The sequence below is a fragment of the Enterococcus sp. HMSC072F02 genome, assembly GCF_001837725.1.
Lineage (GTDB): Bacteria > Bacillota > Bacilli > Lactobacillales > Enterococcaceae > Enterococcus_B > Enterococcus_B lactis.
Genome location: NZ_KV833957.1, coordinates 1 through 14,464, shown reverse-complemented (window position 1 = coordinate 14,464; position 14,464 = coordinate 1). Strand labels below are relative to the sequence as shown.

General features: G+C 37.6%; 14 protein-coding genes and 1 tRNA gene. 11 read left to right on the top strand and 4 right to left on the bottom strand.

Features of this window, described 5'->3' with window-relative positions; translation table 11 throughout:
- Positions 1-312 precede the first annotated feature (312 nt).
- Positions 313-1,005, top strand: coding sequence for a GumC domain-containing protein (locus tag HMPREF2731_RS07760; protein WP_002309519.1), 693 nt, complete (start codon positions 313-315; stop codon positions 1,003-1,005).
- A gap of 209 nt (positions 1,006-1,214) precedes the next feature.
- The gene (locus HMPREF2731_RS07755; protein WP_002313858.1) at positions 1,215-1,487 is read left to right on the top strand and encodes a hypothetical protein; all 273 of its coding nucleotides are present in this window, start codon (positions 1,215-1,217) and stop codon (positions 1,485-1,487) included.
- 73 nt (positions 1,488-1,560) lie between these two features.
- Here HMPREF2731_RS07755 and HMPREF2731_RS07750 read toward each other — a convergent pair.
- Positions 1,561-1,644, bottom strand: a tRNA-Leu gene (locus HMPREF2731_RS07750).
- A gap of 136 nt (positions 1,645-1,780) precedes the next feature.
- On the opposite strand from HMPREF2731_RS07750, the gene HMPREF2731_RS15095 reads away from it, so the two are divergent.
- The 6 genes from HMPREF2731_RS15095 (at position 1,781) to HMPREF2731_RS07720 (ending at position 7,872) form a co-directional block, all read left to right on the top strand.
- Positions 1,781-1,942, top strand: a complete 162-nt coding sequence (locus HMPREF2731_RS15095; RefSeq protein WP_002335007.1) for a hypothetical protein — start codon at positions 1,781-1,783, stop codon at positions 1,940-1,942.
- A 149-nt stretch (positions 1,943-2,091) separates the two neighbouring features.
- Positions 2,092-3,309, top strand: coding sequence for a pyridoxal phosphate-dependent aminotransferase (locus HMPREF2731_RS07740; RefSeq protein ID WP_070872684.1), 1,218 nt, complete (start codon positions 2,092-2,094; stop codon positions 3,307-3,309).
- Positions 3,310-3,495: 186 nt separating this feature from the next.
- Positions 3,496-4,332: a helix-turn-helix domain-containing protein gene (locus tag HMPREF2731_RS07735; RefSeq protein WP_070872682.1), complete on the top strand. Its 837-nt coding sequence runs from the start codon at positions 3,496-3,498 to the stop codon at positions 4,330-4,332.
- Between the two features lie 75 nt (positions 4,333-4,407).
- Positions 4,408-5,556, top strand: coding sequence for an N-acetylglucosamine-6-phosphate deacetylase (nagA, locus tag HMPREF2731_RS07730; RefSeq protein WP_002292705.1), 1,149 nt, complete (start codon positions 4,408-4,410; stop codon positions 5,554-5,556).
- A 219-nt stretch (positions 5,557-5,775) separates the two neighbouring features.
- Entirely contained in the window at positions 5,776-6,831 is a 1,056-nt protein-coding gene (locus tag HMPREF2731_RS07725) for an AEC family transporter (RefSeq protein ID WP_002313856.1), read from the top strand.
- Positions 6,832-6,852: 21 nt separating this feature from the next.
- Positions 6,853-7,872: a 2-hydroxyacid dehydrogenase gene (locus HMPREF2731_RS07720; protein ID WP_070872680.1), complete on the top strand. Its 1,020-nt coding sequence runs from the start codon at positions 6,853-6,855 to the stop codon at positions 7,870-7,872.
- A 229-nt stretch (positions 7,873-8,101) separates the two neighbouring features.
- On the opposite strand, the gene HMPREF2731_RS07715 is transcribed toward HMPREF2731_RS07720, so the two are convergent.
- Positions 8,102-8,818 (bottom strand): response regulator, encoded by a 717-nt coding sequence (locus HMPREF2731_RS07715; protein WP_002345062.1) that lies wholly within the window; start codon positions 8,816-8,818, stop codon positions 8,102-8,104.
- Positions 8,793-10,436, bottom strand: coding sequence for an ATP-binding protein (locus tag HMPREF2731_RS15535; RefSeq protein ID WP_070872678.1), 1,644 nt, complete (start codon positions 10,434-10,436; stop codon positions 8,793-8,795). Before HMPREF2731_RS15535 ends, HMPREF2731_RS07715 begins: the two co-directional genes overlap by 26 nt.
- Before the next feature lie 175 nt (positions 10,437-10,611).
- Here HMPREF2731_RS15535 and HMPREF2731_RS07705 point away from each other — a divergent pair, with 175 nt between their 5' ends.
- Both HMPREF2731_RS07705 and HMPREF2731_RS07700 read left to right on the top strand, forming a co-directional pair.
- Positions 10,612-11,136: an NfeD family protein gene (locus HMPREF2731_RS07705; RefSeq protein ID WP_002292922.1), complete on the top strand. Its 525-nt coding sequence runs from the start codon at positions 10,612-10,614 to the stop codon at positions 11,134-11,136.
- A gap of 15 nt (positions 11,137-11,151) precedes the next feature.
- Positions 11,152-12,651, top strand: a complete 1,500-nt coding sequence (locus HMPREF2731_RS07700; protein WP_002309508.1) for a flotillin family protein — start codon at positions 11,152-11,154, stop codon at positions 12,649-12,651.
- 85 nt (positions 12,652-12,736) lie between these two features.
- On the opposite strand, the gene HMPREF2731_RS07695 is transcribed toward HMPREF2731_RS07700, so the two are convergent.
- Entirely contained in the window at positions 12,737-13,339 is a 603-nt protein-coding gene (locus HMPREF2731_RS07695) for an FUSC family protein (protein ID WP_002292924.1), read from the bottom strand.
- Positions 13,340-13,443: 104 nt separating this feature from the next.
- Between HMPREF2731_RS07695 and HMPREF2731_RS07690 the strand changes: the two genes are divergently transcribed.
- Entirely contained in the window at positions 13,444-14,400 is a 957-nt protein-coding gene (locus HMPREF2731_RS07690) for an aromatic acid exporter family protein (protein ID WP_002313853.1), read from the top strand.
- The last annotated feature ends 64 nt before the right edge of the window (positions 14,401-14,464 follow it).

Here is a 14,464-nt window from a genome sequence, read left to right as displayed (position 1 = left end):
GTAAAAGAAGCATGACAATTTATGACAAATCCTCGTTTTTTGTAATAAACACAGTAATTTATGAAATGAAAAGGATTACGTTTAAGAAAAACTAGTTTTTTTCATTTATTTTTACCATACATCTATATTTAAGAAAGTGTTAAGGTATATTTTTCTCTATGAAAAGTTTTTTCAGATACAAAAAAAGGAAGATTAAATGAGAATTTAATAGCGTTTCTATTAAAATTACAATCGTAATTTAAAAGTGCTTGACATTGCATGTGAAATCACTTACTTTTAGTGTGTAAAAAGATTAAATGAAGGAGCTACATAATGAAAAAGAAAATTATTGTTGGTGGGATCGTGGTTGCATTTTTATGTCTAATTGGCTTTACAGGCACGCGTTACGCAAATGAAATTATTTTGTGGGGTGGAGAGACAGATATCGATACAATCAATGAGAATCTGACACAGCTTGACCATACGTTGACAGATAAAGAGCAAACGATTACAGATCTTACCGCACAACTAGCACAAAAAGAACAGACATTGCAAGATTCAAAGGCAGATGTCCAAGAATACCAAGCAAAAGTAAATGAATTAGAAAACCAAAAAAATCAATTGGCAGCAGAAAAACAAAACTTAGAAAGCCAATTAGTCAGCAAGGATGCACAACTACAAAGCAAACAAAATGAAATCAATGCGAAACTAGACGAAATCAACCAAAAAAATGATGAAATCAATCGATTGAATGCAAATTGGACTGCAAGACTACAAGAAGCACAAGCAAAACTTTCAGAATTACAAAATACTGTAAATGGTTTGAACCAAAAAATCGCAACACTGACACAAGAAAAAGAAAATTTAGAAACTCAGTTAGCAGATACGCAAAAAAAATTAGACGAAGCAACTGCTGAAAACACAAGTTTGAAACAATATATTCAAAAGTTAGAAAAAGCAAAAGGCGAAGTGGAAGATACAGCTGATAAATCTCAACAAATCGTTGAAGAACATTTGAGTAAATAATCTTTTATGATAAGTAACCCTTGATCAGCAATGCGGCGACAGCAATTTATGCTGTTGCCGCTTTTTTGTTAATAAGTGGTCCTTCATCGTTGTAAGAAAAGTTATATGTTCTTTAAGAAAAATAGCTGGACAAAAAATTACAAGATAAAAAGTGTTTCCTCTTTACAAAAAGGAATGTATGTTCGTATAATGGTGATGAGGTGAAGGCAATGGAGAAAAAATATGGAACAGTAGATAAAATCCGTACGTTGCAGGTCAGCGCCAGACCACTGATTCGTTTTAGCTTAAATGAGGTCAATTGTTTGATTGCTTCCCATAGTTTGAACTTCCTAGCTGAAGTAGACGAAGGGATGAAACTAGTTGTTACAGGATATTACAATAATAGAAAGCAATTCGTTGTGAGATCTTATCATGTGTTAGGAAAACCAAAAATTGTGGTAGAATATGAGAAAAGTCTATACCCAAGAAAAAAGGTCCAATAAGATGAAAGAATGAACGAGAAAAAGAAAAGCGGCTGAGACAAAAATGTCCTAGCCGCTTGTTTTGAAAGAAAAATGCAGATGATGGGACTCGAACCCACACGAGCTAACGCTCACATGACCCTCAATCATGCTTGTCTGCCAATTCCAACACATCTGCCTGATATAAAACTACAGACTTACTAATAGAAAGTGGCATGTCTGCCGTTCCATCACGTCTGCATAAATAATAACACAATAATGATAGCGGGGTTTTACATAGTTGTCAAGCTCAAAAAGTGGGAGGTCTTATGAAGATGGAGAAATATGACGGAGAATTTTCAGGACTGGGGATGATCCTAGGCATATTGATTGGCCTTGCATTTGGCCGTTTTCTATTTGGGTTGATGCTGGGAATTATTTGTGGGATTGCAATGGATTGGGCAGCAAATCTATGGAATGACTATCATGACCAGTAAGTTCTCAGCGCTTCTCTGCGTTTTTTTCGATACTTATGTTTTTCCTAAATAAGTGGCAAATTTTTCTAGGATGGAGTATGATATTGAAATAGTAAATAACAAAAAATTTGGAAAGTTCTAACTTTTTGAAATGAGGGATTGGCTAAGTGATGAGAGAATTTGAAAAATCCAACAAATTAGAAGGTGTTAGTTACGACGTTCGCGGTCCTGTTCTAGAAGAAGCAGAGCGTATGCAAGAAGAGGGCATCAGTATTTTAAAATTGAATACAGGAAATCCCGCACCTTTTGGATTCGAGGCACCAAACGAAGTCATTCGTGATTTGATCATGAATGCTCGTGATTCGGAAGGCTACTCAGACTCCAAGGGAATTTTTTCTGCTAGAAAAGCAATTGTGCAATATTGCCAACTGAAACATTTTCCGAATGTGACGATCAATGATATCTATACCGGAAACGGAGTCAGCGAACTGATCACGATGTGTATGCAAGGGTTGCTAGATAATGGAGATGAAGTACTGGTTCCAATGCCAGACTATCCGTTGTGGACTGCCTCGATTGCTTTAGCTGGAGGTACACCTGTTCATTATATTTGCGATGAAGAGGCAGAATGGTATCCTGATATTGATGATATCAAATCAAAAATAACGAGTCGGACAAAAGCGATCGTCATCATCAATCCTAATAATCCTACTGGGGCACTTTATTCAAAAGAATTATTAGAAGAAATAGTTGAAGTAGCCCGACAAAACAACCTGATTATTTATTCTGATGAAATCTATGACCGCTTAGTGATGGATGGCCTAGAACATATTCCGATTGCTACATTAGCGCCTGATTTGTTCGTTATTACGCTGAATGGTCTATCTAAGTCTCATCGTGTGGCAGGCTTTCGAGTCGGCTGGATGGTCCTAAGCGGAGATAAATCACACGTCAAAGGCTATATAGAAGGGCTGAATATGTTGTCTTCCATGCGTTTGTGTTCTAACGTCTTGTCTCAGCAAATCATCCAAACGGCGCTGGGCGGTTATCAAAGTGTTGATGAGCTGCTCCTGCCAGGCGGAAGGATCTATGAGCAAAGAGAATATATCTATAATGCAATCAATGATATTCCTGGTCTTTCAGCTGTAAAACCAAAAGCTGCTTTTTATATATTCCCTAAAATCGATACAAAACGATTCAATATTTTGGATGATGAAAAATTCGTCTTGGACTTTTTACATGAACATCATATTCTGCTCGTGCACGGTGGCGGATTCAATTGGAACCAACCAGATCATTTTCGGATCGTCTATCTTCCTAAAATGGATGATTTGAAACAAACGGCTAAGAAAATGAGAGAATTTTTAGCGACATATCGACAAAAGTGACTTTAAAAAAAGCAAATTTTCCAGAAAGAGAGCCACAGACAAATATACTGAGGCTCTCTTTCTAATGGAGATCTCTTAAATAACTAAAGTCATATTATTTAGTTGCAAGTCTTTTCTTGAAGTTTGCGACTTCCTAAAGTAAAATACGGATAGAATGCGAATACGCATATTTTGGGGAGGATACTTATGGAAACGTTAATCGAGTCCTTTGGCACGATCATTAAAGAGATTCGAAAAGAACAAAAAATGACGCAAAAGATGCTTTCGCAAGATATTTGTTCACAAAGTGTACTAAGCCGGATCGAAAATAATGAGGAACTGCCAAATGTATTGGTGATGATGCAGATTTGTCAACGGCTAGGAGTAACGATTGATCATGTGATGAATCTCTCTCGAAAAACTACTCGGACAAACGATAAATTATTTGAACTGTTGGATAGTTGTTTCCAAAAACGTGATTATCGCAAGTTAGAACAAGTACTAAAATCTTCTGATATTTCTGAGAATCTGTATCAAGCAACTGACTTTCAACGATATTATTATTATCTCGGTGTTTGTGAATTCACGTTGCGTCAAAATATTTCTCAGTCTCTTTATTATTTAAAAGAAGCATTAAGCTACTCTAGCCAAAAAGAAAGAATCCATGTTTCTGACACAGAAATACAACTGATTAGTTGTATCGGAAAAATATATGGTGTGGCAGGAAAAACTGCTGAAGCCCGCTACTATTTGAGTCGAAGCATCCAACTGCTGCATCAATCAGCTGATGAACGATCAAAAAGTGAATTTTCGCAAATTTTTTATAATTATGGAAATTTCTTATTCCATCAAAATGAAATTGACGAAGCACTAGAGCAGGTGAACCAAGGAATCTATTGGGCTCAAGAGAAAAATAGTTACTATTATCTCAATGATTTATTTGTGCTTAAGAGCTTGATATACAAGCGTAAAGAAGAACCAGAAAGAGCAGCATTTTATGAAGGATTGGCACAAGCTGTGAAACAAATTTCAAAAAGTCTATAAATGGTGTAGACCATTCTTGACTTCTTCTCTAAATAAGAGTACTTTAGAGGTAGAAAAACAAAGGGAGAGAATAGAATGAGAACTTTTATCTATGCTGACAAATTCTTTTTAGCGTCAGGCGTCAAAAATGCAGGCTATCTTGAAATTACCGATGGGCTTTTTGGTGAATACACCAAAGAACTACCTGAGGGAGAAGTCAACATCATTGACCAAAGCGGCAAATGGATTGCTCCTGGTTTGGTAGATACACATATTCACGGCTATATGAATCATGATGTAATGGACAACGATGCAGAAGGTATCAAAGTGATGTCTGAAGGTCTATTATCTTGTGGAGTGACTTCATTTTTACCAACAACATTGACGTCAAGCAAAGAACGTTTAAAAGATGTAGCTGAGACAATCGGCAAAATGTATCAGGAAGCACCAGGAGCTAAAATCAAAGGAATCTATTTTGAAGGTCCTTTCTTCACAGAAGAACACAAAGGGGCACAAAACCCAAGTTATTTCGGTGATCCTGATTTGGATACTTTCCATGAATGGCAAGAAGCTTCAGGCGGTTTGATCAAAAAAATTGCTTTAGCACCGGAACGTCAAGGTGTAGAAGAGTTTGTCAAACAAGTGACTGAAGAAGGAGTAGTTGTTTCTCTAGGGCACAGTAATGCTACGCTAGAAGAAGCGCAAAAAGCTGTTGAAGCAGGTGCCAGCGTGTTTGTCCATGCTTTCAATGGGATGCGCGGATTGAATCATCGCGAACCAGGTATGGTAGGTGCGTTATTATCTTTAGAACATGTCTTTTCTGAATTGATTTGTGACGGACATCATGTACATCCAAATGCGGCAGGAATTCTAATGGAAAAAGCAGGACATGAGCATGTTGCTTTAATTACAGACTGTATGATGGCCGGTGGGATGCCTGATGGAAATTACAATTTAGGTGAATTTCCGGTAGTAGTAAAAGAAGGAACGGCACGTTTGGAATCTGGCAACTTAGCTGGAAGTATCTTGAAATTGAAAGAAGCAATTAAGAATGTCGTGGATTGGGGACTTGCAACACCAGAGCAAGCAGTCATGATGGCTAGTCTGATTCCAGCAATCAGCTGTAAAATCGATGACACATGTGGAAAAATCGCTCAAGGACGCGACGCAGACTTTATCGTATTGAACCCTGATATGACATTGGAAGCAACTTATCTAGATGGTGTGGAACGCTTCCACGCATAATATAATCCAAGATAACCTTAAAACGAAACTTCTCAAGTTTGGTTTTAAGGTTTTTTTGTGTTCTAATGAATATCACTTTACATAAGTTTCAAAAGTTTCTTTAATTCCTTATTGTTCAATAGTTAACAATATAAAGATAAAATAAAAAATGTTAATACGTATTAGCTAAATAAAAGCATTTTTTATTGTGAAAAAATGAACAAAAATAGGAGGGGAAAGATGAACTTATTTGATATTTTCCGATCGACTTTGACAGATATGTCGATTGTTAGTGCAATTACTTCAACAGTTTTTATTATATTATTAGGGTTTATTTGTAGAAAAAAGGAAATTTTTTCTGAATCTGTTGGAAAAATCCTATCGAAAGTTGTCTTAACAGTGGCTCTACCAGCACTTGCATTTCGAGCTTTCATGCAAGATATCAATACAGAACTCTTGATGCAAGGAATTAATGTGTTGATTTGGGGGTTAGTTATTTATATTATTCTTATTCTAGTTTCAAGACCTTTTTTCTTAAGTTATAAAGGGGATAAGCAATCAACGTTGCGTGTCCTGACAATCTTTGGTTCTACGACCTTTTTCGGGACACCAATCGTCAGTGCGATTTATGGACCGGTCGGCGTGATGTATTCCTCAATTTTCAACATTGGTTATCGGATCTTTTTGTATTCTTATGGATACATAAAAATGAGTGGCTTGAAGATGGAAGCCAAAAATATCAAAGCGATGTTCGTTAATCCAATCATCATCGCTACTTTTGCCGGCCTTTTCATTTGGCTTTTCCAAGGATATCTTCCACAAGTGTCAATCACAGGTGCAGAAGGAGAGATAAGCCAAGTAGCGTTTTTGCGAATTGACCAGACAGCACCTTGGCTATTTCAGCCAATGGATTATTTAGCTGGTTTAAGTTCGCCATTGGCATGGCTAGCAATCGGCGCAACATTAGGTGAAGTAAGTTTCAAAAAAGCTGCTTCTGAAAAAACATCATGGTATTACAGTTTAGTCAAAGTGGTATTTGTACCTGCGTTGAATATCGTGATTTTAGCAGTTTTGACGGCAACAAATATTCTACCGGTCAATTTTGAAGCACTGGCAACGATTGTTATTATGATGGCTACACCAGCCGCAACTGTGGCAGCAGCCTATGCTATCAGTTTTGATAGGGAGGCACTTTTAGCCTCTAATGCATCCTTACTGTCAACTATTTTTGCTGTAGTACTGACACCTGTATGGATCGTTGTATTGCAAATGATTCACGGCATAGGTTTGTTTTAATAGGAAATGGAGGAGGAAAGTATGAGAATCGCATGTTATGGTGTTCGTCCGAATGAGATCGATTTTTTTGAGCAATTGAATGTTTACCATTATGAACTGAGTCTTTATGAAGAACTACTGACGCATGACAATATTGAATCAGCTAAGGCCCATGACGCTGTACTGCTGAGAGGAAATTGTATAGCAGATGAGATCAATCTTGCAAAAATGCAGAAATATGGGATTCGCTATGTTTTTACCCGAACTGTGGGAGTCAATCATATCAATCTACAAGCGGCAGCTGATTTTGGTATGACAGTAGCCCGTGTACCATCATATTTGCCAAATGCTATAGCAGAATTATCTTTGACTTTTGCCATGATGCTTTTGAGAAATACAGCGTATACGACGATCCGAACATCTTTCAAAGATTTTCGAGTAGATGAACAAATGTTTAGCCGTGAAATCAGAAATTGCACAGTAGGTATCATAGGAACAGGCAGAATAGGATTGACGGAAGCGGTTTTGTTTAAGGGGCTAGGAGCCAAAGTAATCGGTTATGATATCCATCAGACAGAAGCTGCTAAAAAAGTATTGACGTTTCACTCACTCGAAGAATTGTTAGCAAAAAGCGATATCGTCAGTATCCATGTACCTCACATCCCAGGTGAAAACGATCAAATGATCAATGAAGGATTTTTGGCTCAAATGAAAAGAGGCAGTATCTTGATCAATACAGCTCGTGGAGAGCTTCAAGATAATGAAGCTATTTTAAGAGCTTTGAAAAGCAATCATTTAGCTGGTTTTGCAACCGATGTTTTTGCAAATGAAACAGATGTCTTTTTCCGATCCTTCAAGCCATGGGAGACGATTCCAGATCCTGCTATCCAGCAACTAGTAGAATTATACCCTAGAGTTCTTATAACCCCTCATGTAGGTTCAAATACAGATGAGGCATTGTCAAATATGATTTCGACAAGCTTCGAGAACTTCCACGAAATAATAGAAACTGGAAAAACGAAAAATGAGGTATCTCTTCCTAAAGCGCGTCAATTAAAGTAAGGAAACATGGGCACTCATCACTAATACTAATATGTTTAAAAATAGAGGTTGTGAAAAAGCTGCTCTGCATCAAGCAGTAAGAACAATCAGATAAAAATAGCACTCTATATTTTTCATCTGATTGGGATTAGTGCCGTAGATGCAAGCTTTTGAACACCGTTTATTCGGAAAAAAGGCTGTGACAAGACTTTTGTCACAGCCTTTATTTAGTATTAGATAACTCGATGACTCAACAATAATCCGTGAGTTTTTTCCGCCCCTTCTTTGTCAATTCATAACAGGTTAGTGGTCGGCCAATCTCCAAATATCTGATTCTTTCATTCAGTATATCTTGTTCCACCAAAAAATTTAAATATTTCTTGACGGAGATACGTGAAAGTGCACTTTTTTGAGCCAGTTCTTTTGTTGAAAAAATAGTCTCTGCTTTTAGGATAGATGCACAGATTTTTTTTAAAGTCAGTTTTGACAGACCTTTAGGCAAATCAATGAATGAAGGTGCTTCGTGAATGGGAGTAGTATGGTTGAATACTTGATCGATCAATTTCTGATCTGCTTTTTCAGTCGTTTGGATCGTCTGAGAGAAAGCAAGGTATTTTTCAATCGCCAACTGGAAACGTTGCAAAGTGAAGGGTTTGATCAAATAATCTAAGGCACCATATCGAATCACATTTTTTATGGTTTCGATATCATCTGCAGCGGTTATCAAGATCACTGGGATATCATTTCCTTGCTGTCTCAGCCAAGATAAAAAATGGATACCACTTTCGCCAGGCATATATACATCAAGCAACAGCAGATCTGCGTTTTTTTGTCTGAAATATTTTTTTCCTTCTTCTACATTTCTGAAACTTTCGATTACGTTCATATTAGGTATACTTTCCACAAACGTACGATTCAATTCTGCAACCATTGGATCATCTTCAATTATTAAGACATTTGTCATCATTTTGATCTTCCTTTTTTGGTAATTCTAGATAGACGATTGTACCGCCATTTGCTTGTTTGGAAAATTCTAAGATCCCACCGTGACGTTTGACAATTGAATGGATGATATTCAACCCATATCCACGATTGATTCCTTTCGTCGAAAAACCTAGCGTAAATATTTTTTCTGAGATTTCTTCTGATATTCCGACACCGTCATCGCAGACGGTCACGATGAATACTTCCGCTTCTGTGTCATATTTTAAATGGAGCCGAACCTGTCCGTTTCTTTCAGGCATTTGAAGTACGGCTTCTTTAGCATTATCAAGTAAGTTCCCTAACACTTGCAAAAGTGAATGGATGGAGTCGTCCATCTCCATTTTAGGGATAAAAGAATCGCTTTCTAACAACATTTCAACAGATTGTTCTTTGGCTTCATTTATTTTGCCTAATAAAAAACCGGCAATCGCAGGGACTTTGATCAGATTTGAGACTTGACCGATCTCTTTTTTATAATTTTGATTTAGCTGTTGGATAAAATGGGTGACTTCTTCATACTTCTTCAAGTCAATCAAGCCAGAAATGACGTGAAGTTTATTCATAAATTCATGAGTTTGGGCTCTCATAGAGTTTATGTATTGTTTCGTCCCTCCGAGCTCCTCCATTAATTTCATTACTTCTGATCGATTTCGTAAAGTTGCGACTGCTCCTAAAAAACGGTCATTGCTAAAAAGAGGTGTAACGCTAGAAATAGTTTCTATCCCATTTAAATACATGGATTGAGTCCGAACAGTCGTTTGATGATCGATTGTCTCTTTAAACAATACGTCATATAGATTATCGCTGATTTTTTTTCCTACTTCGAAATCCGACAGCCGTTTTGTTTGATAGAAAATATTTTTTGCAGGTGTATTGATCAAGAGGATAGTTTTATCAGAAGAGATGGCCAGTATTCCTTCATCTACTTCATTTTCGATAATCGTTTTTTCGCTTAACTGTTCCGCTATTTCTTGCGGTTCAAGTCCAAGCAGTACTTTTTTCATTTTTTGGGCAAGAAAAACGGCGCCTATGATGCCTACGATAAGCCCGATGATCAATGAAAAAACAATCATTTTTTGTCCATCTTTGACCTGATTGTCGATCGTGTTGTTCGTCAAGCCAACACAAACTGCACCAATAATCTCTTGATCATAATAAATAGGGACGAAATAACGGAAGCCGAACCCTAACATTCCTTCTTTTTCAGAGAAAAATTCTTGTCCTCCAATCACTTTTTTCACATCTTCATGACTTGAGAAAGGAAGACCGATGTAACTTGGGTCTGCATGAGAATATCGAATGCCTTCAGGGTCCATGACAACAATAAAATCTAAATTCGATGCTACCATGATTTCATTTGTGATTCCTTGAATCACATGTGTCGGATCACCAGTCTGAAGCTTTTTTTGGATGAGTTTATCGCTGGCAACGATTTTAGCGATACTAGAGATTCTATCTGACACACTCGATCGGTTCATCGAAAGAATAAAATTCCTAATCAATATGGCAGAAACAATCAAAGAAACGAATGTGGAGAAACAAACGACAAGAATGATCGTATTTTGGAGCTTTAATGGTTTTTTCTTAAGGAAAGGAAACATAGGCTACCTCGAAAGAATTTATTGTGAAAATTTTAACATGAAAAACAAAAATTAACAAATTGGCATTGATAAATAGATGCTTTCTATGAATAAATACCTTTGAATTGGTGAAAGAAGCTATACAGAATTTTCAAACATTGGTATGATAGACGTAGAAATGGAAGGAGGCGTGTATATGATAGGGGGAATCGCACTTGAGACGATTTATTGGTATACATTGCTGATTTGTGCGGGGTTGGCAGTTCTTTTGATTATTTTTGGAGATGTCTTCGATTTTGATGGCCCACTTGATCCAATGCTTATTATACCCTGGCTAACTTTTACAAGTTTGTTTGGTTTTCTTGGTGAGCGTCTAACGGATCAATCCTCTTTATTTTTATTTATTGCCAGTGGAGCCATATCGACAGTTTTGGTATTTTTGCTTAATTTCTATCTATTGATGCCGATGAAACATGCCGAATCAACGATGTCGTCTTCTGAAAAGACTTTGGAAGGGCAAGTAGCTGTTGTGATCACACCAATCCCTGTACGGGGCATGGGAGAAATCCAATTAAAAAGTGTTACCGGTTCCATCAGTCGTCCTGCTTGTTTCTACAGCCCCCAAGAACAGATAGCGGAGCGGGGAACGAAAGTATTGATCATTGAGATCAAGGAAAGAATCTGTTATGTCATGCCTTATGAAAGCATGATAAAAGCTTAAAGGAGCGTATGTTAAATGGGAATACCAATTGTTTTTATCGCGATCGCAATCGCAGCGTTGATTTTGCTGATGCTACTGATCGTCTTTGTAGCGAAGTACCAAACAGCAAAACCAGATGAAGCGTTGATCATCAGTGGAAGTTATTTAGGAAGCAAAAATGTACACAAAGATGAAAGTAACAACAAAATCAAAATCGTGCGAGGAGGCGGAGCGTTCGTCTTGCCGGTTTTCCAACGTTCGAATCGAATCAGTCTATTATCCAGCAAATTGGACGTTTCTACTCCAGAAGTGTATACAGAACAAGGTGTACCGGTGATGTGTGACGGTACTTCGATCATCAAAATTGGTTCTTCTGTAGAAGAGATTGCTACAGCAGCAGAACAGTTTTTAGGTAAGACTAGAGAAGAATTGGAGAATGAAGCAAGAGAAGTATTGGAAGGTCACTTACGCTCGATTCTAGGTTCTATGACTGTAGAAGAAATCTACCAAAATCGTGATAAGTTCAGTCAAAGCGTACAAGAAGTCGCTTCTGTAGACCTTGCAAAAATGGGATTGATCATTGTTTCTTTCACTATCAAAGAGGTCAGAGACAAAAATGGTTATCTCGACTCTTTAGGGAAACCAAGAATCGCCCAAGTCAAAAGAGATGCAGATATAGCAGAAGCAGAAGCTTTAAAAGAAACGCGTATCAAAAAAGCTCAAGCAGAAAAAGAATCACAAGCAGCTGAATTACAACGACAAACAGAAATTGCAGAATCATTGAAAGAAAAAGAATTGAAACTAGCAACCTACAAACAAGAACAAGATGTTGCTAAAGCGAAAGCAGACCAAGCCTACAACTTGGAAAGTGCCAGAGCACAACAACAAGTAATCGAGCAAGAAATGCAGATCAAAATCATAGAACGTCAAAAACAAATCGAATTGGAAGAAAAAGAAATTACACGTCGAGAAAAGCAATATGATTCGGAAGTGAAGAAAAAAGCAGATGCCGATCGTTACGCTAAAGAACAAGAAGCACAAGCTCAAAAAGTCAAAGAAGTGACCGAAGCCGAAGCCGAACGTTTCCGTGTGGAAGCACTAGCAGAAGCAGAAGCCAATAAGACAAGGTTAGCTGGACAGGCAGAAGCAGAAGCAGCATTAGCAAAAGGAAAAGCAGAAGCCGAAGCAAAACAAAAAATTGCCAATGCCTTCAAGGAATATGGCGAAGCAGCTGTCTTGAGTATGGTTATCGATATGCTACCGCAATTGATGCGCGAAGCAGCACAGCCGCTAGGAAATATCGAAAAAATCTCTGTTGTCGATACAGGAAACAGCTCAGGAGAAACCAGTGGAGCGAACCGAGTGACAAATTATGCCACAAACTTGCTTTCTACTACTCAAGAAACATTAAAAGCGACAACAGGACTTGACTTGAAGGAAATCGTAGAGAATTTGTCGACACGTGGGACTACTAGCCAAGTAAATATGTATGAAGCGCCAAAAGAGGCAGAACAACACGCGATGAAGGAAGAATAAAGTAGTACACTTCACCGATCAATAAAAAATGGAGGAAGACTTTTCAAGTTCTTCTCTCCATTTTTTATGTTATTTCAAAAGAAAATCAGTCCTCGCTATTTTTCTTTTGTTTTTGGATCTTAGCTTCTATCTCTTGTAAACTTGTTCGCAGCAATCGTTCTTTCTTTTGGAGTTCGACCAAATCTTCTGATAGTTCTTCCTTCTTTTCTGTTTCAGGCGGACGAAGAAAGAAATTGATACCAATCGCAATGAATGTTCCTATAAAAGTATCTAGTACTCGTTGGATCGCGTACAAAGCAGATTCACCTTGAGGGATACTCAATGCAATCAGCAATAACGTAGCGATTGCGGAAATGATGCCAGAATTATTGTTGATGCCATCTGACACGACAATTACAATAATTACTAGAATAGGAAGCAGGATCAATTCTACCAAAAAATCATTGTGAAAATAGCTTTTGACAAAAAAATAAATGATAGCTAGTGTACCACCTAATGTGTTGCCAATGATCCTAGATTTTCCAAAAGAAACGGTTGTAGTCAAGTCCTGACGCAAAGAAAAAACAGCAGATAATGCAGCAATCATTGGGATTCCTCGTTGAGTCAAATGAAAAAACAAGATACATAAAAAAACAGCTAAGGCACTTTTGATCGTACGCATACCTAGTCGAAAACGGCCAAATTGCATAGAGATTCTCCTTTTTGGTCTTTTTACTATCATACCTAAACTTTTGTCTGATAGCTAGTTTTTCATTATTCAAGTATAATTAAAATAAAAAAAGGGGGAAGTAAATGCGTATAGGAATGCGAACAGTCAAAACAGTGATCAGTGTCTTCTTTTCGATGGTCACAGCGGGTAGCTTATCGCTGTTGTATTGGCCAGCAGCAGGAATCATTGCATTATTGAGTGTGGGAAATACAAAACGCTCTACATTGCGTACAGGGATGAATCGAATCGCAGCCTTTATACTAGCTACAGCAACAGCGCTGTTCAGTTTTTTTGCTGTTGGGTATACTATTTTTGGCTTCAGTCTTTTTTTATTCCTGTTCATCCCGCTTGCCTCTCGCTTCAAATTAACTGAAGGAATCGTCGTAAATTCGGTTTTGGTCACTCATTATTTAGTGGAGGAAAACATGTCTTGGCAGCTGATCGGCAATGAAGCGGGTTTAATGGCGATTGGATTAGTATTTGCTTTGCTTGCGAATGTCTATATGCCAGATCGTACGAAACAGCTGAAGGAAAACCAAATACAGATCGAAAAAGAATTTCGGAATATCTTGAGACAAATGGCAGAATTTCTTTTATCGGAAAATAAAGGAGATGTGCAGATCAAATGCGAACATTTGCTGACATTCATTCGCGAAAGCCAAGAAGATGCCAGAGAACATCAAGAAAACTACTGGCTCAGACAGCCGCTATACTATGAAACTTATTTCTCTATGAGACGAGCACAGGTCAATGTGATTAAAGACATGTTGGAAAATCTAAAGCGGATCCAACAACCCGCTTATTATGGAAAACATATCTACGGTTTATTGATTTATACGGCAGAAACATTTTCAGAGTCAAATGATGGCAGACAAATCTTAGCACGTATTGAAGAAGTTTATGTATTGTATCGGCAAATGCCTCTGCCGACTAGCCGCCCTGAATTCGAGGACCGAGCAGAATTGTTCCAGTTTTTGCAGTCTTTTAAAAGTTTTATTGAAATCAAGGCAGAATTCTCCCAACAAAAAATCAAAAAATAGAGGTTTTGAATTCAGCTAATACTTAGGTCAAAGCGCTGATTTCACAACCTCTTCCTTAAACGGT

Bases quoted from the DNA above. Each gene is read 5' to 3' on its own strand.
- nagA (WP_002292705.1), top strand. From the start codon at position 4,408: ATGAGAACTTTTATCTATGCTGACAAATTCTTTTTAGCGTCAGGCGTC.
- HMPREF2731_RS07735 (WP_070872682.1), top strand. From the start codon at position 3,496: ATGGAAACGTTAATCGAGTCCTTTGGCACGATCATTAAAGAGATTCGA.
- HMPREF2731_RS07690 (WP_002313853.1), top strand. From the start codon at position 13,444: ATGCGTATAGGAATGCGAACAGTCAAAACAGTGATCAGTGTCTTCTTT.
- HMPREF2731_RS07740 (WP_070872684.1), top strand. From the start codon at position 2,092: ATGAGAGAATTTGAAAAATCCAACAAATTAGAAGGTGTTAGTTACGAC.
- HMPREF2731_RS15095 (WP_002335007.1), top strand. From the start codon at position 1,781: ATGGAGAAATATGACGGAGAATTTTCAGGACTGGGGATGATCCTAGGC.
- HMPREF2731_RS07725 (WP_002313856.1), top strand. From the start codon at position 5,776: ATGAACTTATTTGATATTTTCCGATCGACTTTGACAGATATGTCGATT.
- HMPREF2731_RS15535 (WP_070872678.1), bottom strand. From the start codon at position 10,436: ATGTTTCCTTTCCTTAAGAAAAAACCATTAAAGCTCCAAAATACGATC.
- HMPREF2731_RS07695 (WP_002292924.1), bottom strand. From the start codon at position 13,339: ATGCAATTTGGCCGTTTTCGACTAGGTATGCGTACGATCAAAAGTGCC.
- HMPREF2731_RS07715 (WP_002345062.1), bottom strand. From the start codon at position 8,818: ATGATGACAAATGTCTTAATAATTGAAGATGATCCAATGGTTGCAGAA.
- HMPREF2731_RS07755 (WP_002313858.1), top strand. From the start codon at position 1,215: ATGGAGAAAAAATATGGAACAGTAGATAAAATCCGTACGTTGCAGGTC.
- HMPREF2731_RS07705 (WP_002292922.1), top strand. From the start codon at position 10,612: ATGATAGGGGGAATCGCACTTGAGACGATTTATTGGTATACATTGCTG.
- HMPREF2731_RS07700 (WP_002309508.1), top strand. From the start codon at position 11,152: ATGGGAATACCAATTGTTTTTATCGCGATCGCAATCGCAGCGTTGATT.
- HMPREF2731_RS07760 (WP_002309519.1), top strand. From the start codon at position 313: ATGAAAAAGAAAATTATTGTTGGTGGGATCGTGGTTGCATTTTTATGT.
- HMPREF2731_RS07720 (WP_070872680.1), top strand. From the start codon at position 6,853: ATGAGAATCGCATGTTATGGTGTTCGTCCGAATGAGATCGATTTTTTT.